General features: G+C 51.2%; 17 protein-coding genes. 12 read left to right on the forward strand and 5 right to left on the reverse strand.

The window, feature by feature from the left end:
* Positions 1–14 precede the first annotated feature (14 nt).
* The 8 genes from ftsZ to dnaE all read left to right on the forward strand — a co-directional run bounded on the left by ftsZ (position 15) and on the right by dnaE (position 8,696).
* Positions 15–1,268, forward strand: coding sequence for a cell division protein FtsZ (gene ftsZ / locus EZJ44_RS02325; RefSeq protein ID WP_131279742.1), 1,254 nt, complete (start codon positions 15–17; stop codon positions 1,266–1,268).
* Positions 1,269–1,448: 180 nt separating this feature from the next.
* Entirely contained in the window at positions 1,449–1,868 is a 420-nt protein-coding gene (locus EZJ44_RS02330; RefSeq protein ID WP_131279744.1) for a cell division protein SepF, read from the forward strand.
* Between the two features lie 12 nt (positions 1,869–1,880).
* Entirely contained in the window at positions 1,881–2,183 is a 303-nt protein-coding gene (locus EZJ44_RS02335; RefSeq protein ID WP_165496082.1) for a YggT family protein, read from the forward strand.
* 213 nt (positions 2,184–2,396) lie between these two features.
* A complete protein-coding gene (locus EZJ44_RS02340) occupies positions 2,397–2,993 on the forward strand; it encodes a DivIVA domain-containing protein (RefSeq protein WP_131279746.1) in 597 nt (198 codons plus the stop codon).
* 62 nt (positions 2,994–3,055) lie between these two features.
* Positions 3,056–3,640: a signal peptidase II gene (lspA, locus tag EZJ44_RS02345; protein ID WP_131279748.1), complete on the forward strand. Its 585-nt coding sequence runs from the start codon at positions 3,056–3,058 to the stop codon at positions 3,638–3,640.
* Positions 3,641–3,671: 31 nt separating this feature from the next.
* Positions 3,672–4,601, forward strand: a complete 930-nt coding sequence (locus EZJ44_RS02350; RefSeq protein WP_131279750.1) for an RluA family pseudouridine synthase — start codon at positions 3,672–3,674, stop codon at positions 4,599–4,601.
* A complete protein-coding gene (locus EZJ44_RS02355; protein WP_131279752.1) occupies positions 4,601–5,080 on the forward strand; it encodes a GNAT family N-acetyltransferase in 480 nt (159 codons plus the stop codon). Before EZJ44_RS02350 ends, EZJ44_RS02355 begins: the two co-directional genes overlap by 1 nt.
* 76 nt (positions 5,081–5,156) lie before the next feature.
* Positions 5,157–8,696 carry a DNA polymerase III subunit alpha gene (dnaE, locus tag EZJ44_RS02360; RefSeq protein ID WP_131279754.1) on the forward strand — a complete coding sequence of 1,180 codons (3,540 nt, stop codon included), beginning with the start codon at positions 5,157–5,159 and terminating at the stop codon, positions 8,694–8,696.
* Positions 8,697–8,852: 156 nt separating this feature from the next.
* On the opposite strand, the gene EZJ44_RS02365 is transcribed toward dnaE, so the two are convergent.
* The 5 genes from EZJ44_RS02365 to EZJ44_RS02385 all read right to left on the reverse strand — a co-directional run bounded on the left by EZJ44_RS02365 (position 8,853) and on the right by EZJ44_RS02385 (position 12,627).
* Positions 8,853–9,077 carry an RNA-binding S4 domain-containing protein gene (locus EZJ44_RS02365; protein ID WP_131280306.1) on the reverse strand — a complete coding sequence of 75 codons (225 nt, stop codon included), beginning with the start codon at positions 9,075–9,077 and terminating at the stop codon, positions 8,853–8,855.
* Positions 9,078–9,097: 20 nt separating this feature from the next.
* Positions 9,098–9,493: a Fur family transcriptional regulator gene (locus EZJ44_RS02370; RefSeq protein ID WP_131279756.1), complete on the reverse strand. Its 396-nt coding sequence runs from the start codon at positions 9,491–9,493 to the stop codon at positions 9,098–9,100.
* Positions 9,494–9,562: 69 nt separating this feature from the next.
* Positions 9,563–10,519: a metal ABC transporter permease gene (locus EZJ44_RS02375; RefSeq protein ID WP_131279758.1), complete on the reverse strand. Its 957-nt coding sequence runs from the start codon at positions 10,517–10,519 to the stop codon at positions 9,563–9,565.
* The gene (locus EZJ44_RS02380; RefSeq protein ID WP_131279761.1) at positions 10,516–11,301 is read right to left on the reverse strand and encodes a metal ABC transporter ATP-binding protein; all 786 of its coding nucleotides are present in this window, start codon (positions 11,299–11,301) and stop codon (positions 10,516–10,518) included. The genes EZJ44_RS02375 and EZJ44_RS02380 overlap by 4 nt, the downstream gene beginning before the upstream one ends.
* 195 nt (positions 11,302–11,496) lie before the next feature.
* Positions 11,497–12,627, reverse strand: coding sequence for a metal ABC transporter substrate-binding protein (locus EZJ44_RS02385; RefSeq protein ID WP_165496083.1), 1,131 nt, complete (start codon positions 12,625–12,627; stop codon positions 11,497–11,499).
* A gap of 270 nt (positions 12,628–12,897) precedes the next feature.
* On the opposite strand from EZJ44_RS02385, the gene EZJ44_RS02390 reads away from it, so the two are divergent.
* From EZJ44_RS02390 to EZJ44_RS02405, 4 genes are read left to right on the forward strand one after another with little or no spacing between them, the layout of a single operon-like run.
* On the forward strand, positions 12,898–14,292 hold the full coding sequence (locus EZJ44_RS02390) for a glycine--tRNA ligase (protein WP_131279765.1): 1,395 nt from the start codon (positions 12,898–12,900) through the stop codon (positions 14,290–14,292).
* A gap of 14 nt (positions 14,293–14,306) precedes the next feature.
* Complete coding sequence (locus tag EZJ44_RS02395; protein ID WP_241658558.1) at positions 14,307–15,662, forward strand: YibE/F family protein; 1,356 nt, start codon at positions 14,307–14,309, stop codon at positions 15,660–15,662.
* Positions 15,663–15,670: 8 nt separating this feature from the next.
* Complete coding sequence (dusB, locus tag EZJ44_RS02400; RefSeq protein WP_241658577.1) at positions 15,671–16,873, forward strand: tRNA dihydrouridine synthase DusB; 1,203 nt, start codon at positions 15,671–15,673, stop codon at positions 16,871–16,873.
* A gap of 43 nt (positions 16,874–16,916) precedes the next feature.
* Positions 16,917–18,233, forward strand: a complete 1,317-nt coding sequence (locus tag EZJ44_RS02405; RefSeq protein ID WP_131279767.1) for a deoxyguanosinetriphosphate triphosphohydrolase — start codon at positions 16,917–16,919, stop codon at positions 18,231–18,233.
* Position 18,234: the final 1 nt, after the last annotated feature.

The following is an 18,234-nucleotide window of genomic DNA, read 5'->3' on the forward strand; positions in this document are numbered from 1 at the left end:
GGAAGGAATAGGCAATGTTATCAATGAATAATGCAGCCGACATCAAGGTTGTTGGTGTTGGTGGCGGTGGCGTAAACGCTATTGACCGAATGATTCAAGACGGACTAGCGGGCGTCGATTTTATCGCTGTTAATACGGACGCGCAGTCCTTGGCAAAATCAGAAGCAGAAACCAAGCTCGATATCGGCATGAATGTTTCCCAAGGACTCGGCGCTGGCGCTGATCCTACTGTAGGAAAGCGTGCAGCTGAAGAGAATATCGAGACGGTTCGCAATGCTCTCGAAGGTGCAGACATGGTCTTCGTTACCGCCGGTGAAGGCGGCGGTACTGGAACAGGAGCAGCTCCGATCGTCGCTTCAGTTGCTCGTGAACTTGGAGCTCTCACCGTTGGTGTAGTTACGCGTCCATTTGGTTTCGAGGGGCAACAGCGCACTCGCAATGCTAATGCTGGTATTGCAGCGCTCCGCGAAGCTGTAGATACACTCATCGTGATTCCTAATGATCGCCTTCTCGAAATCTCTGAAAAGAATGTGGGGATTATCGAGGCCTTCCGCATGGCTGATGAAGTGCTCAACTCGGGAGTCAAAGGTATTTCCGATCTCATCACCAAGGCAGGCGAGATCAACCTCGACTTTGCTGATGTGAAAGCTATTATGAAGGACGCCGGTACTGCTCTGATGGGTATTGGTAGTGCTTCTGGTGCAGATCGTGCGTTGCGAGCAACAGAAAATGCTATCTCTTCGCCACTTCTCGAAGCTCGTATCGATGGCGCGCATGGTGTGCTCTTGGCATTTACTGCTTCCACCGATTTGGGCTTGACCGAATACTCGGAGGCTTCGAACCTGGTTAAGGAAGCTGTTGATCCAAATGCAAATATTATTATCGGTCTGATGATTGATGAGTCGCTCGGTGACGAACTGCGCGTAACTGTTATTGCTGCTGGCTTCGACGAAACTGAGGATTACCTTGCACCTGTTGAAGCAAATCTTGCGCAGCCTGCAATTCCTGCAGCGCCTGTTGCAGCAGAGCAGGGAGCAAAGCACCGCGAAATCCCAACCTCCAACGAGCGCGTGGCACAGCGTCCAGCTGTTAGCGGCAATATTGCTTCTCCTGCAGCTCCGCACGCGAACCAGGATGCGGAGCTTCCGCCACTTGCAACGCAAGCTCCGGCACCGACGTCACTTGACGTGCCGCCAATCCTCGACGACGAATCGACTCGCCGTCGTCCTGATCTTGACATCCCACCTTTCCTCTTTGGCGAAGAGTAGGATCTCGATCAACTAACGCGACTTCAACCTTGCGGCCTTTGGTGATTGCCTATCAAAGGCCGCAATTTCTTCATTAGCGCGAGATTCATCGGGGCAGTTTTCAGACACGCCCGTCGAGGTCTTCCTTTTCATAACCATCTTTAATAGTTTTATATCAGCATGCTTTATAAAGGAGAGAACATGGGTTTTCTAGATCGGATCAACCAAAAAGCCGCCGTGGGTGATGATGAATTCGCCTACGAAGAAGGCGATTTCGTTGACTACGCAGACGAAGAATACTACGAGTCTGAGGACGCGCAGGTAACGCCTATCCGTTCTGTTTCGAACGTCGACATTGCGCGAATTGTTACGGTTTGGGTTTCCTCATACAAAGACATCAAGGATTTCGCTGTGGAGTTCCGCAACGGTTTGCCTGTGATCTTGAATCTCAGCGAAGCTGCAGATAGCGAGCGTGCCCGAATTGTGGATTTTGCGCTCGGTTTGTGCTTTGGTCTCGAAGGTGCATTCTCACGTATTTCCGACGACGTTTTCCTGCTCACCCCACATTCGGTCAGTATCGATTCGCGTGGTTCCGAGGCAGAGCACGACTTCTCTCATTGAGGATAGTGACCATTGATTATCACAATCTTCAATTTTCTATACTGGGCGTGTGAACTCTACATTCTGATTTTAATCGGGCGTGTGATTTTCGATTTCGCACAGATTTTTGCACGTGATTGGCAGCCGCGCGGCGCTGTGCTTGTGGCCGCAAACTGGATCTATCGACTCACAGATCCACCTCTACGACTGATTGGACGTTATATCCAACCGGTGCGATTTGGTGCAGTTGCGATAGATATTGGGTTCATCGTTCTCTATTTCTCAATCAAATTTCTTATGTTTCTTATCACGAGGATCGCAGTTCTTTTGATCTGAGAAATGGCGCAAATTCAACTGTTTGTGCCATATGTGGTGATTTAGGATTAAATCAATATGCTGTTTTATGGCGGCGAACTGTTGGAATGTGATAAAAAATACCTGTAACTTGAAAGAGAGCAATTAATTGTTTCGGGCGATTTTTCGCATTCGTGAAATTGTCGAGATAAAATATTTGCTATTAGACACATAACTTAGACACGAGGTACAAACATGGCAATGCTGACGGAAAACGATGTCGTCAACATGCGCTTCAAAGCACCAAAGAGCGTTGAGGACGGCTACGATCAGGACGAAGTCGATTTTTTCCTAGACGAAGTCGCTGAGACCATTGCTCAGCTGACCAAAGAAAAGGCTGAACTTGAAGCACAATTGAAGTCGGCACAGGCTCGTGTTACCGAGCTTGAAAATGCTGCTGGTGTAGCAACGCCACAACAGGTTGAATCACAGCCAACTCAAGCAGATTCCACAGCTTCATTCGCACAGCCTGTTACCGACGAGGCTGCTTCGGCAACTGGCGTTCTCTCGCTGGCTCAGCGTCTCCACGACGAGTATGTAGCCAATGGAAAAGCCGAATCTGAGCGTATCATCACCGAGGCAGAAGCTGAGCGCACCCGCATCATCGCCGACGCTGAGGACAACTACAACCGCACACTCACCAAGCTCGAAGAGGAGCGTTCCTTACTCGAACGTAAGATTTCTGAATTGCGTGAGTTTGAGCGCGATTACCGCACACGTCTCAAGAGCTACCTCGAGTCCTTGCTTAGCAATGTAGAAAGCAATGGACAAGGTCAGACTGGTCAAATCTGACGAAACTTAAAAAGGAGGAGGGCATCGTGAGATGCCCTCCTTTTTGTTGATAGGCTAAGAGCGTGAAGAAACGTATAAGTTTTTGGGTACTACCGTTGCTCGTATTTGCGGTTATCGTTTTGATCGACCAAGTCTCGAAGATTTGGGCGGTCGAACAGCTTGCTGACGGGCATGATGTTGAGATTTTGGGATCGTGGCTCTCATTGAAGCTCACGTATAACTCTGGTGCGGCGTTTTCGCTAGGAAATAGCGCTACCTGGATCTTTACGGTGTTTTCTGCCTTGGTGGCAATTGCCATGCCGTTCATCCTGCTGAAATTTCCACGGCGTAGCCAAGTAATTATCTTGAGTGCCATTTGGGCAGGTGCGGTGGGGAATCTTATTGATCGCCTCACCCGCGAACCAGGTTTTGGTCGTGGACACGTTGTGGATTTCATCAACTACAACAATTGGTTCATTGGAAATATTGCTGATATCGCGCTGGTGATCGGCGTGATCGCTTTTGTGGCAATTGAAGCACTTGATCCAACGCAAGCTCCTGTAGAACCAGCTGACGGACACCTATCTGCTGAACAAGCGCCCATAGAACCAGCAGCTGCCGACAACGAAGAAAACCCAACCGTAGAAGCGACCTCGGAACGAAACTGAATCCGGCGTCATCGCAATATGAGGAAATGTAGTGAGCCTAAGTACTTACCCAGTATTCCCCGAATTTAGTGGAGAGCGTCTCGATGCGGCACTTTCGCGCTTCACGGGAATTTCACGAGCTAAATGTCTCGATCTGATTCTTGACGGAAAAGTGTGGGTTGATGGGATACCTGCCAGCAAAGGTTCATTCAAGATAGCTGAAGGCATGGTGATCGAGGTCGATATTCCAGCTCCGCCTTCGCTTGAGCCAGTGCCCACGCCGGTGCCGGGGATGAATATTTTGTTTGAAGACGACGATATCATCGTGGTCGATAAGCCCGTTGGGGTAGCGGCACACGCGTCGTTGAATTTCGAAGGTCCAGACGTACTTGGCGCTCTGCTGGCGATGGGTGTGCGTTTAACGACGTCGGGTCCGCCTGAGCGCAAGGGAATCGTACACCGCCTCGATGTCGGCACGACTGGTGCGATGGTGGTGGCGAAGTCAGAGATTGCTTATACCCTGCTGAAACGTGCATTTCGTGACCGCACGGTAACGAAGATCTACCATGCTTTGGTACAAGGACACCCCGAACCGACAGTGGGTACGATTGAAGCGCCCATCGGTCGCGATTTCAGGCATCAGTGGAAGATGGGAGTACGCGACGACGGAAAATTCGCAGTAACCCATTACGACACGCTTGAGGCGATGTCTGGTGGTACTTTGCTCGAAGTACACCTGGAAACGGGACGTACCCACCAAATACGCGTGCATATGGCGGCAACGCGCCACCCGTGCGTCGGCGATGAAATGTACGGTGCAGATCCGGTGCTATCGGCGAAACTCGGGCTGGAGCGCCAATGGTTGCACGCCGTCACACTTGGATTTGATCACCCACGCACTAATGAATACGTGGAGTTCAGCTCGCCCTATCCTGCTGACTTACACCATGCTTTGGAGCTTATGCGTCAGGGCGTGATGTGATGATTGAGGTGCATGAAGTTCATGCCGAAGAAGAGCTACAACGTTGCTTTACAATTCGCAAAGAGGTGTTTGTCCAGGAGCAAAAAGTTCCATTGGCTGAGGAAATTGATGCATTAGATCGTGATCCGAACACTGTGCACGTGCTGTTGCGTGATGGCGATGCAGATCTGGGCACTGCGCGGATTTTGCCAGATGGGGCAGGGGAGGTACATATCGGACGGGTAGCAGTTCGCGCTAATGCTCGCGGCTATGGATACGGAAGAGCTCTTATGGAAGCAGCTCACCGCATCGCGGCGCAGAAGTTTTCTGAGGACGACGGCCGCCTGCGTTGTGTGTTGTCGGCGCAGTTGCAAGCAGTCCCATTTTATGAAAGCCTCGGATATCGTAGCATTGACGAGCGCATCTATCTCGACGCACAAATCGAACACCGCGATATGGCTTGTGAAATCAATTTGTGCAACCGTGACGTAATTCATTGAGGAAGTTTTTCGCGTGAATTGGTGTTTGCGCTGATTTGAACGCCCGCAAGTGGCACTCGCTCTGTAAACTAGTAACATGGCTCAACAGGATTTCGCTCATCTGCACGTTCATACCGATTACTCGATGCTTGACGGTGCTGCCAAAATCAGCAAATTGGTTGCTGAGGTGGCTGAGCAAGGGCAGTCTGCAGTTGCGATCACCGATCACGGATACCTGTTTGGGGCCTTTGAATTTTGGAAAACTGCCACACAAGCTGGTGTGAAGCCGATTATCGGTATCGAGGCGTATATGACGCCGGGTACCTCGCGATTCGATAATACGCGTGTGAAGTGGGGTACTCCTGCGCAATCTGCCGACGACGTCTCGGCGCGTGGCGCTTATACCCACATGACGCTGCTATCGGAAAATAACACCGGTATGCACAATCTTTTTCGGATGGGATCGTTAGCCTCACTGGAAGGGCAGATGGGCAAGTGGCCGCGCATGGATCGTGAGCTACTGGAGACCTACCATGAAGGGCTGATTGGCACCGCCGGCTGCCCATCTGGGGAAGTTCAGACCCGATTGCGTCTTGGACAGTACGACGAAGCAGTGCGTGCGGCTGGGGAGCTCCAAGATATTTTCGGCAAAGATAATTTCTTTGTTGAAGTTATGGATCACGGCATTGAAATTGAGCGAAAAGTACAAAAAGAGCTGCTTGCGCTAGCGCGTGAAATTGATGCACCAATTATTGCCACGAACGATTCACACTATGTGAAAAAATCTGATGCCAAGATTCAAGATGCGATGTTGTGTATCAACTCGGGTTCAACTCTGATGGATCCAGACCGTTTCCGTTTCGACGGCGAAGGCTACTATTTGCGTTCAACCCGCGAAATGCAGGAGCTATTTAGCGATATTCCTGAGGCCTGTTCCAATACTTTGCTCATTGCGGAACGTTGTGACGTCAAATTTCAAACTACCGCTGATGGCGCCAACTATATGCCACAGTTTCCCGTTCCACCGGGCGAGGACGAAACCTCGTGGTTTATTCGTGAAGTTGAAAATGGCCTGCATGAGCGCTTTGGCGAAAAGATCCCTGATCACGTTCGCCAACGTGCCAATTACGAAGTAGAAGTAATCGTCAATATGGGCTTCCCGGGCTACTTCTTGGTGGTTTCGGACTATATTAAATGGGCGCGCAATGAAGGAATCCGAGTTGGGCCTGGACGTGGCTCTGGAGCTGGCTCGATGGTTGCATATGCGCTCGGTATCACTCAGCTTGATCCGATTCGCCACGATCTGCTCTTTGAGAGATTCTTGAATCCAGAGCGCGTTTCGATGCCCGACCTTGATATTGACTTCGACGACCGTCGTCGTGGGGAAGTTATCGAATACGTTGAAAAGAAATATGGTAAAGATAAAGTCTCTCAAGTAGTTACCTTCGGCACGATTAAATCCAAGCAAGCGCTCAAGGACTCTGCGCGTGTACTTGGCTATCCCTTTGAAATGGGCGACAGGCTCACCAAAGCGATGCCGCCGTCGGTCATGGGCAAAGACATTCCAGTGAATCAGATATACAACAAGGCGCATCCGCGCTTTGCGGAAGCGAGTGAGTTCCGCGCCACTGTTGATAATGATCCCGATGCGAAAAAAGTATTTGACTTGGCTTTGGGGCTTGAAGGCTTGGTGCGCCAAACGGGCATGCATGCCTGTGCGGTGATTATGTCGTCTGCACCGCTCACCGATGTTATCCCAATCATGAAGAACGCGAAAGACGGCGCTATTCTCACTCAGTTCGAATATCCGCAATGCGAGGAACTGGGCCTGATCAAGATGGATTTCTTGGGTCTGTCGAACCTCACCGTCATCAACGACGCATTGCGAAACGCGGCGGAAAACAGTAAAAATCCACCCAATATTGATGAAATTGGCCTCGACGATAAGAAGACGTACGAGCTACTGGCACGAGCGGAAACGCTCGGAATTTTCCAGCTTGATGGTGGCGGTATGCGCAGCCTTCTCAAGCAGATGAAAATGGACAATTTTGCCGATATTTCTGCTGTTTCTGCACTGTATCGACCAGGTCCAATGGGTGCTAATTCCCATATCAACTACGCACTGCGAAAAAACGGCCTGCAAGAAAAAACTCCTATTCACCCTGAGCTTGAAGAATCGCTTGAGGAAATCCTTGGACAAACTCATGGCTTGATCGTTTACCAAGAGCAAGTTATGCGTATTGCCCAGAAACTTGCGGGCTTTACACTTGGGCAAGCAGATATTTTGCGCAAAGCAATGGGTAAGAAGAAAGCTGAGGTGCTTCAACAACAGTTTGAAGGATTCTCTGCAGGTATGCGGGCGAATGGTTATTCGCAGAACTCTATTGATACGCTGTGGGAGATTCTCGTTCCATTCTCGTCCTACGCTTTCAATAAATCGCATTCGGAAGCATACGCATTAGTTTCCTATCAAACTGCTTTCTTAAAGGCTCATTTCCCAGCAGAGTTTATGGCTGCTCTGCTCACGTCAAATACCGGCAAAAAAGACAAAGTTGCTACGTATTTGGCTGAGTGTCGGAGAATGGGAATTGCGGTATTGGTTCCTGATGTGAATGAATCACGAGCTGATTACTGGGCTGTTGGCGAGGAAATTCGCGTGGGACTTTCAGCTGTGCGAAACGTGGGCTCGAACGTCGTCGATGGCATTATCAATGCGCGAGAGGAAAAAGGGGTATTTACATCCTTCCAAGACTTCCTTGACAAAGTGCCACTTCAAGTTTGCAATAAGCGGGCGCTCGAATGTCTCATCAAGGCGGGTGCTTTCGATAGTATGGGTTATTCGCGGCGTTCGCTGCTAGGGATTGTTGAAGAAGCAGTCGATTCGGTTGTCTCGCTCAAACGTAATGAGGCTGCGGGACAGTTTGATTTATTTGGCGATTTAGGTGGGGACACATCGGGAGGATTTGAAGTTTCAGTTCCTGATATCCCGGAGTGGGACAAGAAACAAAAACTCAATTTTGAGCGCGATATGCTTGGTCTTTACGTTTCGGATCATCCACTCTCTGGCCTAGAACCATTCCTGAACCGAAATTCAGATACGACCATCGTTGAACTGCTCGATAATGAATCCCTCAGCGATGGCGCATCTGTGGTGGTAGCGGGCATTATTAGCTCGGTTCAGACCCGTATTTCCAAGAAGAATGGCAAGGCGTGGGCAACGGCAATTGTTGAGGATCTGACTGGATCTGTGGAAGTCAATTTCTTCCCGGCAACCTACCAAACAGTGTCGTCGATGCTCTTGCAAGATTCGGTGGTCTCGGTTACTGCTCGTGTGTCGATTCGCGACGGTGCTGTGTCCCTCAACGCCCGTGAGATGAGTATGCCGCCAACCGATATTGATGCCGATTTACCGATTGATATTCATATCGCTGAGCGCATGTGCACCTCGGAACTCATGGAGCGTTTCAAGCAGCTATTGAGTCAGTATCCAGGCACAGCACCAGTGCGAATGCATATTAAGCAGGCGAAGAAGACGACGGTGGTGCAGCTTGATACGCGCTTTAGCGTTACGGCAAGCCCGAGTCTGTATGGCGATCTAAAAGTCTTGCTTGGGCGCGATTGTATATTGGGGCATTGAGGGTCGTAGAACACGTCTACTAGTAGTGAGTGGGAGTGCTTGTGCGGCTTCAGGCTTTAACAGTGCTTAAAGAGGCTTAAAGAACAAAAGAGTGTGGGAAGCATTAAATGCTTCCCACACCAGTATCATGCCCAGCTTTACGCTTGACGGCTAATGCTACTCGCTCACCACTTTGAGGCTCACGCTATTGCCATAACCGTCGTCAACGCGAACTTCGTCGCCGTCCGAGAGCTGATGTGTGCGGCGAAGTTCCAACTCACCGTTTACGTAAACGTACCCCTCAGTAATCAAACTACGAGCATCTGCGCCGTTTTCGGCAAGAGACGCTAGTTTGAGTAGCTGCCCTAATTTAATGGGGAGACGTACCGGAAATTCTTCCATCACACATTCACCTTATGAATCTACTTTTGCTTTTTATCGCAGGACGTGCACTGACCATACAGCTCGACAGAATGCGTCACATCGCTAAAATCGTGCTCGTTGGCAATGGCTGCAGCCCATTTTTCAACTGCGTCGCCTTGGATGTCAACCGTTTTTCCGCAGCTACGGCACACGAGATGATGATGGTGCGTGTCTTCTGCACAGTAGCGGAAAAGCTGGACATCGGATCCTTCTTGACGCACAACATCAACGGAACGAATTTGTGCAAGCGCTTGCAGATTGCGGTACACGGTGGCAAGTCCGATATTCTGACCATTCTGTCGCAACAAATCATGAAGATCTTGTGCCGACAAAAAATTATTTTGCGAACGCAATAGCTGCATAATCGCAGCACGCTGCTTTGTCATTCTCTGCATATTATCCTCCTATGAAGAACTGATAACGCCTAATGTTCTTCAATAAGAAGGATATTAGCGCAAAATTGTTCAACAGTGGTTAGTATTTCCGCTTTTGTACTCATCGGAGGAGTACTCGCCGTGTTTTTGGGCGATGACGACGTCGGAATCGAGAAGCTGGTGAGGCTCGACGAAATTGTTCCGATGGAATACAGCAATGATTGTAGGCCTGATAATAGCCACTATCAAGTATAATCCGACGGCGATAAGTACAATGGTTGCACCGGGGGACCATGGCTTCACATAAGTGATTGTGAGTCCACTCACGCTGACCGTAATTCCTAACGCCATCGCGATAAACATTGTTGCGCGGAACGAACGCGTGACCATTTGTGAGATCGCTACTGGAACGATCATCAGCGCCGATACCAACAACGCGCCCACCACACGCATTGCCACAGAAACAGTCAAAGCCGCCGTTACCGAAATCAGTACGGATAACAGTCCAACAGGAAGTCCTGACGCACGCGCGTACTCGGCGTCGTGACATAAGGTAAAAAGCGCTGGTTTTAAGCCAATTCCAACTGCCAAAATAAAAATAGTCAGTCCTACAGTGAGCCACATATCGGTTTGAGTCACGGTAGAAATTGAGCCGAATAGGTAACCGTTCAGGTTTGTGGTCGTGCCTCCGGCAATGCCGATGAGTAGCACGCCACCTGCAATTCCGCCGTAAAATAGTAGCGCCAGTGCCACGTCGCCAGACGAATGTGCGCGGTTGCGCATCCATTCAATGGCAAGGGCGCCGATGACAGAAGCGATGATGGCTCCCGGTACGGCCCAAGCATCGCGATTAGTCGCTTGAGCTGCGCCCGCGCCGATCCAGCCGAGGGCGACGCCGGTGAGTGCTACGTGGCCGATACCGTCACCGAGTAGTGTGAGCTTGCGCTGCACCAAATAAGTTCCGACCACTGGTGCCGCAAGTCCAACGAGGACGGCGACGACGAGTGCGCGTTGCATCAGTGTTGATGAAAGCATATCGATAATCATGGCAATTGCCCTCCTAATTCGGGAGCGCGGAAGGATGGGGTAGTAGATTGATGAGGATGCTGATGGTCGTGGTGGGGATGCGCGTGTTCAGCGCGTCCAACAAAAGAACTAGGGGAGCCGGTGGCAACAATCCGTCCGTGTTCAAGCATGATGGATTCGTCGATCAGCTCTTCGAGTCCATAGAGCTCATGGAGAACGAGGACGAGTGTAACTCCATCGGCTTTGAGCTGGTGAAGCGTCGAAATGATGCTATTGCGTGATTCTTTGTCAATTCCGGCAAAAGGCTCATCAAGAAAGAGAATCTTGGGCTTCTTCACCAAAGCTCGCGCGATAAGCACTCGTTGTTGTTGGCCACCGGAAAAAGTTTGCACCGATTCCTTCGCGCGTTCAGCAAGGCCGACGAGCTCAAGTGCCGCGATTGCACGTGCTTTAGAATCTTTTGGCAGACGAAGCGAGCCGCCGTAGACTAATCCGCTCTCAACTGTTTCGAGTGCGGTAGCAGGGACGCCGGCGCTGGCGGTGATGCGCTGTGGTGCGTAGCCAATATCTTTCCATGCCACTTTGTGCGTGTGGTTCAGATCCTCACCGAGGAGTTTGATATAGCCGTCAGAATGAGGAATCGCATTAACAAGTGCACGAACGAGCGTTGATTTTCCAGAGCCGTTTGGTCCAAGGATAGCGAGTGTGGTGCCTGCACAAATGTCGAGGTCTATTCCACGCAGAATATGGGCTGCTCCTAGGGTGACGTGCAATCCTTGCACCTCAATGATTGAGTTCGTCATGAATCTCCTTAGACTTGCTGTTCGCGCTATACCGGCGAGGCAATGCTGTAAGCGTCCCAACGCTTGATACCTGAGAACGGCGAGTGTGTTCGGCTGTACTGGTATCTCAGTTTCGCTATATCAGTGATGCGCTGGTTACTGATAAATCGTATCAGTAACCAGCGCATCTCAATCAGTCGTGATTGATTATGAACTTTACTTGCAGTTCATGGAGTCAGCGAGCATCTTGAAATTCTCTTTCATGACGTCCATATAGTCTTTGCTCTTGTCGCGCTTGGTGGCGGCAGGATCAAGAACCTGAACTTTTGCACCTGTTTCATTTGCAACCGAGTTCGCAACCTTCATCTCCTGATCGGAAGTGGTGAAGATGGTGTTGACGTGATCGCGAGAAACGATTTCTTTGATCTGTGCGATGCGAGCTGGTGATGGCTCAAGGTCTGGATCAAAGGAAGCAATGCCAATTTGCTTGAGGTTGTTCTCTTTTGCCAAGTAACCGTAAGCGAGGTGAGTTACTACGAAGGAGTGCGTCGTACACTGTTCTTTCGATAGCGTAGCTTTGAAGTCGCTGGCGAGCTTAGTGAGGTCATCGGCAATCTTCTTGGCGTTCTCCTTGAACTTCTCAGCGTTCTTCGAGTCGAGTTTTGCAAGTTCATCAGCGATCACCGGAGCAGCTTTTGCAAGGCGGTTCGGATCGGTCCAGAAGTGAGGATCGTTTACACCGTGATTGTGGCCGTGCTCGTCATGGCCTTCGCCTTCGTGGTCATGACCTTCAGCTTCATGATCGTGCCCCTCAGCCTTGTGATCGTCGTCGTGCTCGTCGTGACCTTTGGTGTCGTCTTTGTGGTCATCTTTGTGCTCGGCATCGTGGTCATCGTGACCCTTAGCCTCATCTTTGTGATCGTCTGCCTTGGCCTTAGGATCAACGTTTGGAAGTTCTTCAGAAACCGCAGCAATTTCGGTGCGCGGAAGAAGCGAAACCGACTGCCCGATCTCTAATGACTTCTTGATTTTTGCTGTTTTGATTGCTTCGTCAATTGATGGAGCCATCGTGGCAAGGTAGATAACGAGGTCAGACTTCTCCATCTTTGCGATCTCTGCAGGTGAGAGCTCTGCGCCGTGTGCATCAGAGCCAGGGGGTGTGAGGTCATTGACGGCAACGGCGTCACCACCGATCTTCTCAACGAGATAGGTGATCGGGTAGAACGACGTGCTCACATTGAGCTTGGATGAATCTTTGGAGCTGTCGTTTGATCCAGAGCATCCTGCTAGGGCAAGAGCCGCGGCACCAACGAGCGCCGCGAATTTCAGTGATAGTTTTTCCTTCATGCAAACTATTCTCATTAGTTTTCATTAAGGAGTCAAGTGTAGAGTGTGTGATATTGCACTATTCTTTGGGAAATGTGTGAGCGCGTTTCGTAGCCGCAACAATACTTACGTACAATCAAACGCAGGAGCGCACGATCGTTGAAGCGATAATTTGGCGATTTAACTGCGTTAATACGTTCAGCTGCCGGATTCGGTGCTTGGACACTGCCACAGCCAGTGGTAGAAAATCACCACATCATCCAGATGTGGACTCAACAAGGAGTGTATTTCATGGCAAAACCAGCGCCATCACGGTTGGATAACGTAATTTCGCTTGCAAAGCGTCGTGGCTTCGTATTTCCTGCGGGCGAGATTTACGGCGGAACTCGATCCGCATGGGACTATGGCCCACTCGGCGTCGAACTCAAAGAAAACATTAAGCGCCAATGGTGGAAAGCAAACGTTACTGCTCGCGAGGACGTCGTCGGCCTCGATTCCTCGATCATTTTACCGCGTGAGGTATGGGTTGCTTCTGGCCACGTGGCCACATTCTCAGATCCTTTGGTTGAATGTACCAGTTGCCACAAGCGCTTGCGTGAAGATCAGTTGATCGAAGAATACGCAGCAAAGAAGGGCATTTCGGAAGAAGAAGTGTCGATGGCGGACGTCCCATGCCCAAACTGTGGCAATCGCGGAACGTGGACTGAGTCTAAGCCATTCTCCGGCTTGCTCAAGACCTTCCTCGGCCCGGTAGACGACGAGTCTGGCCTGCATTACCTGCGTCCAGAAACGGCACAGGGTATTTTCGTCAACTTCAATAACGTGCTTACCACCGCCCGTCGTAAGCCACCATTTGGCATTGGTCAGGTTGGAAAGTCCTTCCGTAACGAGATCACGCCCGGAAACTTCATCTTCCGTACCCGCGAATTTGAGCAGATGGAGCTGGAGTTCTTCGTCAAGCCAGGGGAGGATGAGCAGTGGCATCAGTCTTGGATCGACGCTCGTCTTGACTGGTACAAGGACTTGGGTGTGAATCCAGACAATCTGCGCCTTTACGAGCACCCACAGGCAAAGCTCTCCCATTACTCGAAGCGCACGGTAGATATCGAGTACCGCTTCGGTTTCCAGGGTAGTGAGTGGGGAGAACTCGAGGGCATCGCCAACCGCACCGATTTTGATCTTTCCTCCCACTCTGAGGCTTCCGGTAAGAAGCTCGAATACTTCGATCAAGCCACGGGCGAGCGTTACACTCCGTATGTGATTGAGCCGTCGGCAGGTTTGACCCGCTCAATGATGGCGTTCTTGGTCGAGGCTTACACCGAAGATGAGGCACCAAATACCAAGGGTGGCGTGGACAAGCGCATCGTATTGAAGCTGGATCCACGTTTGGCACCGGTTAAGGCTGCCGTCTTGCCACTCTCGCGTTCGGAACAGCTCTCACCGTTGGCACGTGAAATTGCAGCTAAGTTGCGTCGTAACTGGAATATCGATTTCGACGACGCCGGTGCGGTTGGCCGCCGTTACCGCCGTCAGGACGAAATCGGAACTCCGTACTGCATTACGGTTGATTTCGACTCGCTTGAGGACGACGCCGTTACCGTGCGTGATCGCGATACGATGGCACAGATTCGTATTCCGATTGCCGAAGTTGAGCAGTTCCTCGCAGGAAAGCTTATCGGCGCCTAAGGCAAGGATAATTTGTGAAGTTCTTCAAGAATGCGGAGGGTGCGGACGGCAACGAACGCGCCCTCCCGCGCTCTGTTGACCAGATTCCTTACGGAGCCGATAGTGCTCACGAGTTGCCGATGGCAGAGCATACGCATGCCCATTCGCATTCCCATTCTCACTCGGCACCGCTTAATCTTGATCCTGAGAAGCGAAAAAAAGTTGTGCGCATCCTCAGTGTCATCATCGTGCCGCTCGCGATACTCACGGTTATCGCGATGATCATTTTGTGGCCTTCAGCTAAGGAATCTCGAGTTGGCACCCACCCGCTCAACGCGCCTGGTACATCGAAGGTCGTGGGCGAAATTTCGGTTATAGGTGCCAGTGACGTAAACGGTCAAACACCGGTGAAAATGAAAGTTGATGGGGTAGAAGTGCCTATCAGCGTGCCATTTGAAATCGTCAAGAACGGATTGCGAGTGGGGGATGAAGTCGAAGCACTTTTTACTCCTCAGTCGATCGACACCGGCATCGCTTATATTTTCGTAGACTTCCATCGCAGCACTCCTTTGTTGCTTATTGCCGTTGTATATGTGCTGGTAGTAGCACTTGTTGCGCGTGGCAAGGGTCTTGCTGCTCTCGTCGGTTTGGCCGCCTCCCTCGCTGTGGTGGTTTTGTTTTTGCTACCCGCCCTTATGGCTGGCAAGCCAGCATTTTTGGTGGTGGCGGTGGGTTCAGCTGCAATGATGTTTGCGTCGATATATTTCGCACATGGTATTTCGATTAGAACGACGACGGCGGTGCTGGGCACTTTTGCTGGCCTTATGATCACGGCCTTTGCTGCGGTGCTTTCAATTGGCACAACGAAACTGACTGGCACATACAGTGACGCAGCTATTTCGCTAACTGGCTACCTGCCAGATGTTTCTATGCAGCAGATATTGTTGGCAGGAATGGTGCTTGCCGGTTTGGGTGCTCTGAACGACGTTACAATCACCCAGGTATCTACGGTGTGGGAGTTGCACGCCGCCAATCCGACGGCGAGCCGCCAACAGTTAGTGCGGCAAGGGATGATCGTCGGCCGTGACCATATCGCCTCAACGGTATATACCTTGGCATTTGCCTATGTTGGTACTGCGTTGCCATTGCTCATGGCTGCTGCATTGATTGATCGCGGATTTCTTGACTTCTTCGTGATTGGTGAGGTGGCAGAAGAAATCATTCGCACGCTCGTCGCCTCAATTGGACTCGTTCTCGCCATTCCAATGACCACCGCGATTGCGGCGGTGCTCGCTCCCGTGTCGCCAAGTAAGGAAAAACATTCGTCTGTTACTGCGAAGGCAACGGGCAAGTCCAAAGGTAAACATGTGTCCACAAAGGAAGGCTCCTAGTGATAAATATTGGAGCAGTCTCGCTCGGAACCCCCATGATGCTTTCGCCGATGGCAGGAGTTACTAATCCGCCTTTTCGCCAGATCTGCCGTGAATTTGGGCAGCAGGGCGCCGAAATTGCTGGTTATGAAGCCCGCAGTGGCCGAACCGTTGGAAACCTTGCCCCTGCTGGGCTCTATATATGCGAGATGATCACCACTCGCGCATTGGTAGAACGAATCCCTGAAACGCTCAATATGGTCAAGCCTGATGAGGGGGATCCAGTTCGCTCCGTGCAACTTTATGGAGTTCAACCAGCAACGACTGCCGCAGCTGTCAAGATACTGGTTGAAGAAGAACTTGCCGATCATATTGACCTCAATTTCGGTTGCCCCGTTCCGAAAGTGACTCGCAAGGGTGGCGGATCAGCCTTGCCGTGGAAACACGACCTCTATGAAGACGTGGTGAAATCAGCTGTGCGAGCTGCACAAACGGCATCGCGTGGACGAACGCATGAGGTTCCAGTAACGGCTAAATTCCGTATCGGTATCGACGCCGATCACGAGACTTTCCGTGATGTGGCGCGTATTTCGCGCAGCGCGGGAATTAGTGGGCTTACCTTGCATGCGAGAACCACAGAGCAGCATTATGCGGGGCAAGCTGATTGGGAGAAAATTGCAATTCTCAAAGAGATTTCCGATTTGCCGGTTTTTGGCAACGGTGATGTTTTTGAAGCAGAGGACGCAAACCGGATGATGGCACAAACGGGTTGCGACGGCGTCGTCATCGGGCGTGGGTGTCAGGGCAGGCCGTGGATTTTCTACGATCTTGCTGCCCATTTGCACGGCAGTGAGGCGCGATACCGACCCACTTTGCGTGAAGTCGCCCAAGTTATCCTGCGTCATGCCCAGTTATCAGTCGAGCATTTTAACGATGAACACCGCGCTTTGCGCGAGATGCGAAAGCATATGAGCTGGTACATGCGAGGCTTCGCAGTGGGCGGGGAAATACGCCATCAGCTCGGCCTTGTATCTACGCTTGCTGAGTTGGAAGAACGGCTCAATTCCTTGGATCTTGATCAGGAGTATCCACAGGCAGCGAGCGGGCAACGGGGGCGTGCTGGCAATCCAAAGCGGCCGCATTTGCCCGAGTTTTGGCTCGAAAGCCACCTGCTTAATAGTGCCCAGCAAGCCAAGATTCATGAAGCCGAAATTGGGATTTCTGGCGGTTAATACAGCTCCAAAACTGTGACTTTGGCGCATTCTTCGTATATGTATGTGCGTTGAGTGCCACTTCGAGCACAAAATCGCTATCGTTGATACTGTGCAGACGCAGTATGAATCCCAAGATATTGAGCGGTGGGTACCTGAGCCACCCAAGAACAATACCCGTACCGATTTCGAACGGGATCGGGCGCGCGTCTTGCACTCCTCTGCTTTGCGGCGTCTCGGCGCAAAAACCCAGGTGCTAGGGCCAGAGTCAGATGATTTTATCCGCACTCGACTCACACATTCGCTCGAAGTCGCACAAGTAGGCCGTTCGCTGGCGAAGATTCTCGGCTGCGATCCAGATATTGTGGAAACCGCTTGCCTGTGCCACGATATCGGACACCCACCATTTGGTCACAACGGAGAACGCGCACTCAACGAGCTGCTATCAGATATTGGCGGATTCGAAGGCAACGCCCAAACGCTACGGGTACTTAGCCGTCTCGAGCCGAAACGTTTTCATTCTGACGGGCGCTCAGCTGGTCTTAACCTCACCCGCGCTACTGTGGACGCTACAATCAAATACCCATGGGCGCAAGGTGAGGGACCGGCGTCGAAAGCGAATAAATTCGGCGCGTACGACGACGATCTCGATGTCTTCCATTGGGCGCACGGCGAACACGGTTGGGAGCGTTGCGTAGAAGCACAGATCATGGATCTCTCGGACGATATCGCCTATTCCGTACACGATCTGGAAGACGCCGTTGTACACAGTACCGCCAATACCTCGCGTTTTGTGCGTCGTCCTTTGGCAATGGCAAATATGATGGCAGAACGCGAAGCAATCTTCGAATCGACTATGGAATGGTATCGTCCCAGCTTGTCGGTTGATGATTTGGCACAAGCATTTGAGCGAATTACAAAAATGGACTCGTGGCCGCGCGAGTTCTGTGGTTCTTTGCGCGATTTGGCAATGCTCAAGGATCTTACGTCTGATTTGATCGGGCGGTTTGTGCGCGATGTTGCTCAAGCCACCTTGGCTGAGCACGGTACCGAGCCGCTTCTTCGCTATAACGCACACGTGGTTGTTCCTGAAGAGACCAAGGCTGAGATTTTGCTGCTCAAAGGCATTGCGGTGTACTACGTGATGCAACCGCGCGAGCATGAGCCGGTTTATTATGAGCAGCGCACTGTGCTCTTTGACCTTATGGACGCGATTAGCGAATCTCCTCGCGAGCGGCTCGAATCGGTATTTTTAGGATTTTGGGATTCTGCCTCCACCGACGCTGAACGTCGGCGCGTTATCGCAGATCAGATCGCTTCATTGACCGATCAATCGGCCCGCCAATGGCATGCGCAATTATGTGGAATGCTGCGCAATTAAG

Origin of the sequence: Arcanobacterium bovis, assembly GCF_004331995.1 — a bacterium.
In the GTDB taxonomy this organism is placed as follows: Bacteria; Actinomycetota; Actinomycetes; order Actinomycetales; family Actinomycetaceae; genus Arcanobacterium_A; species Arcanobacterium_A bovis.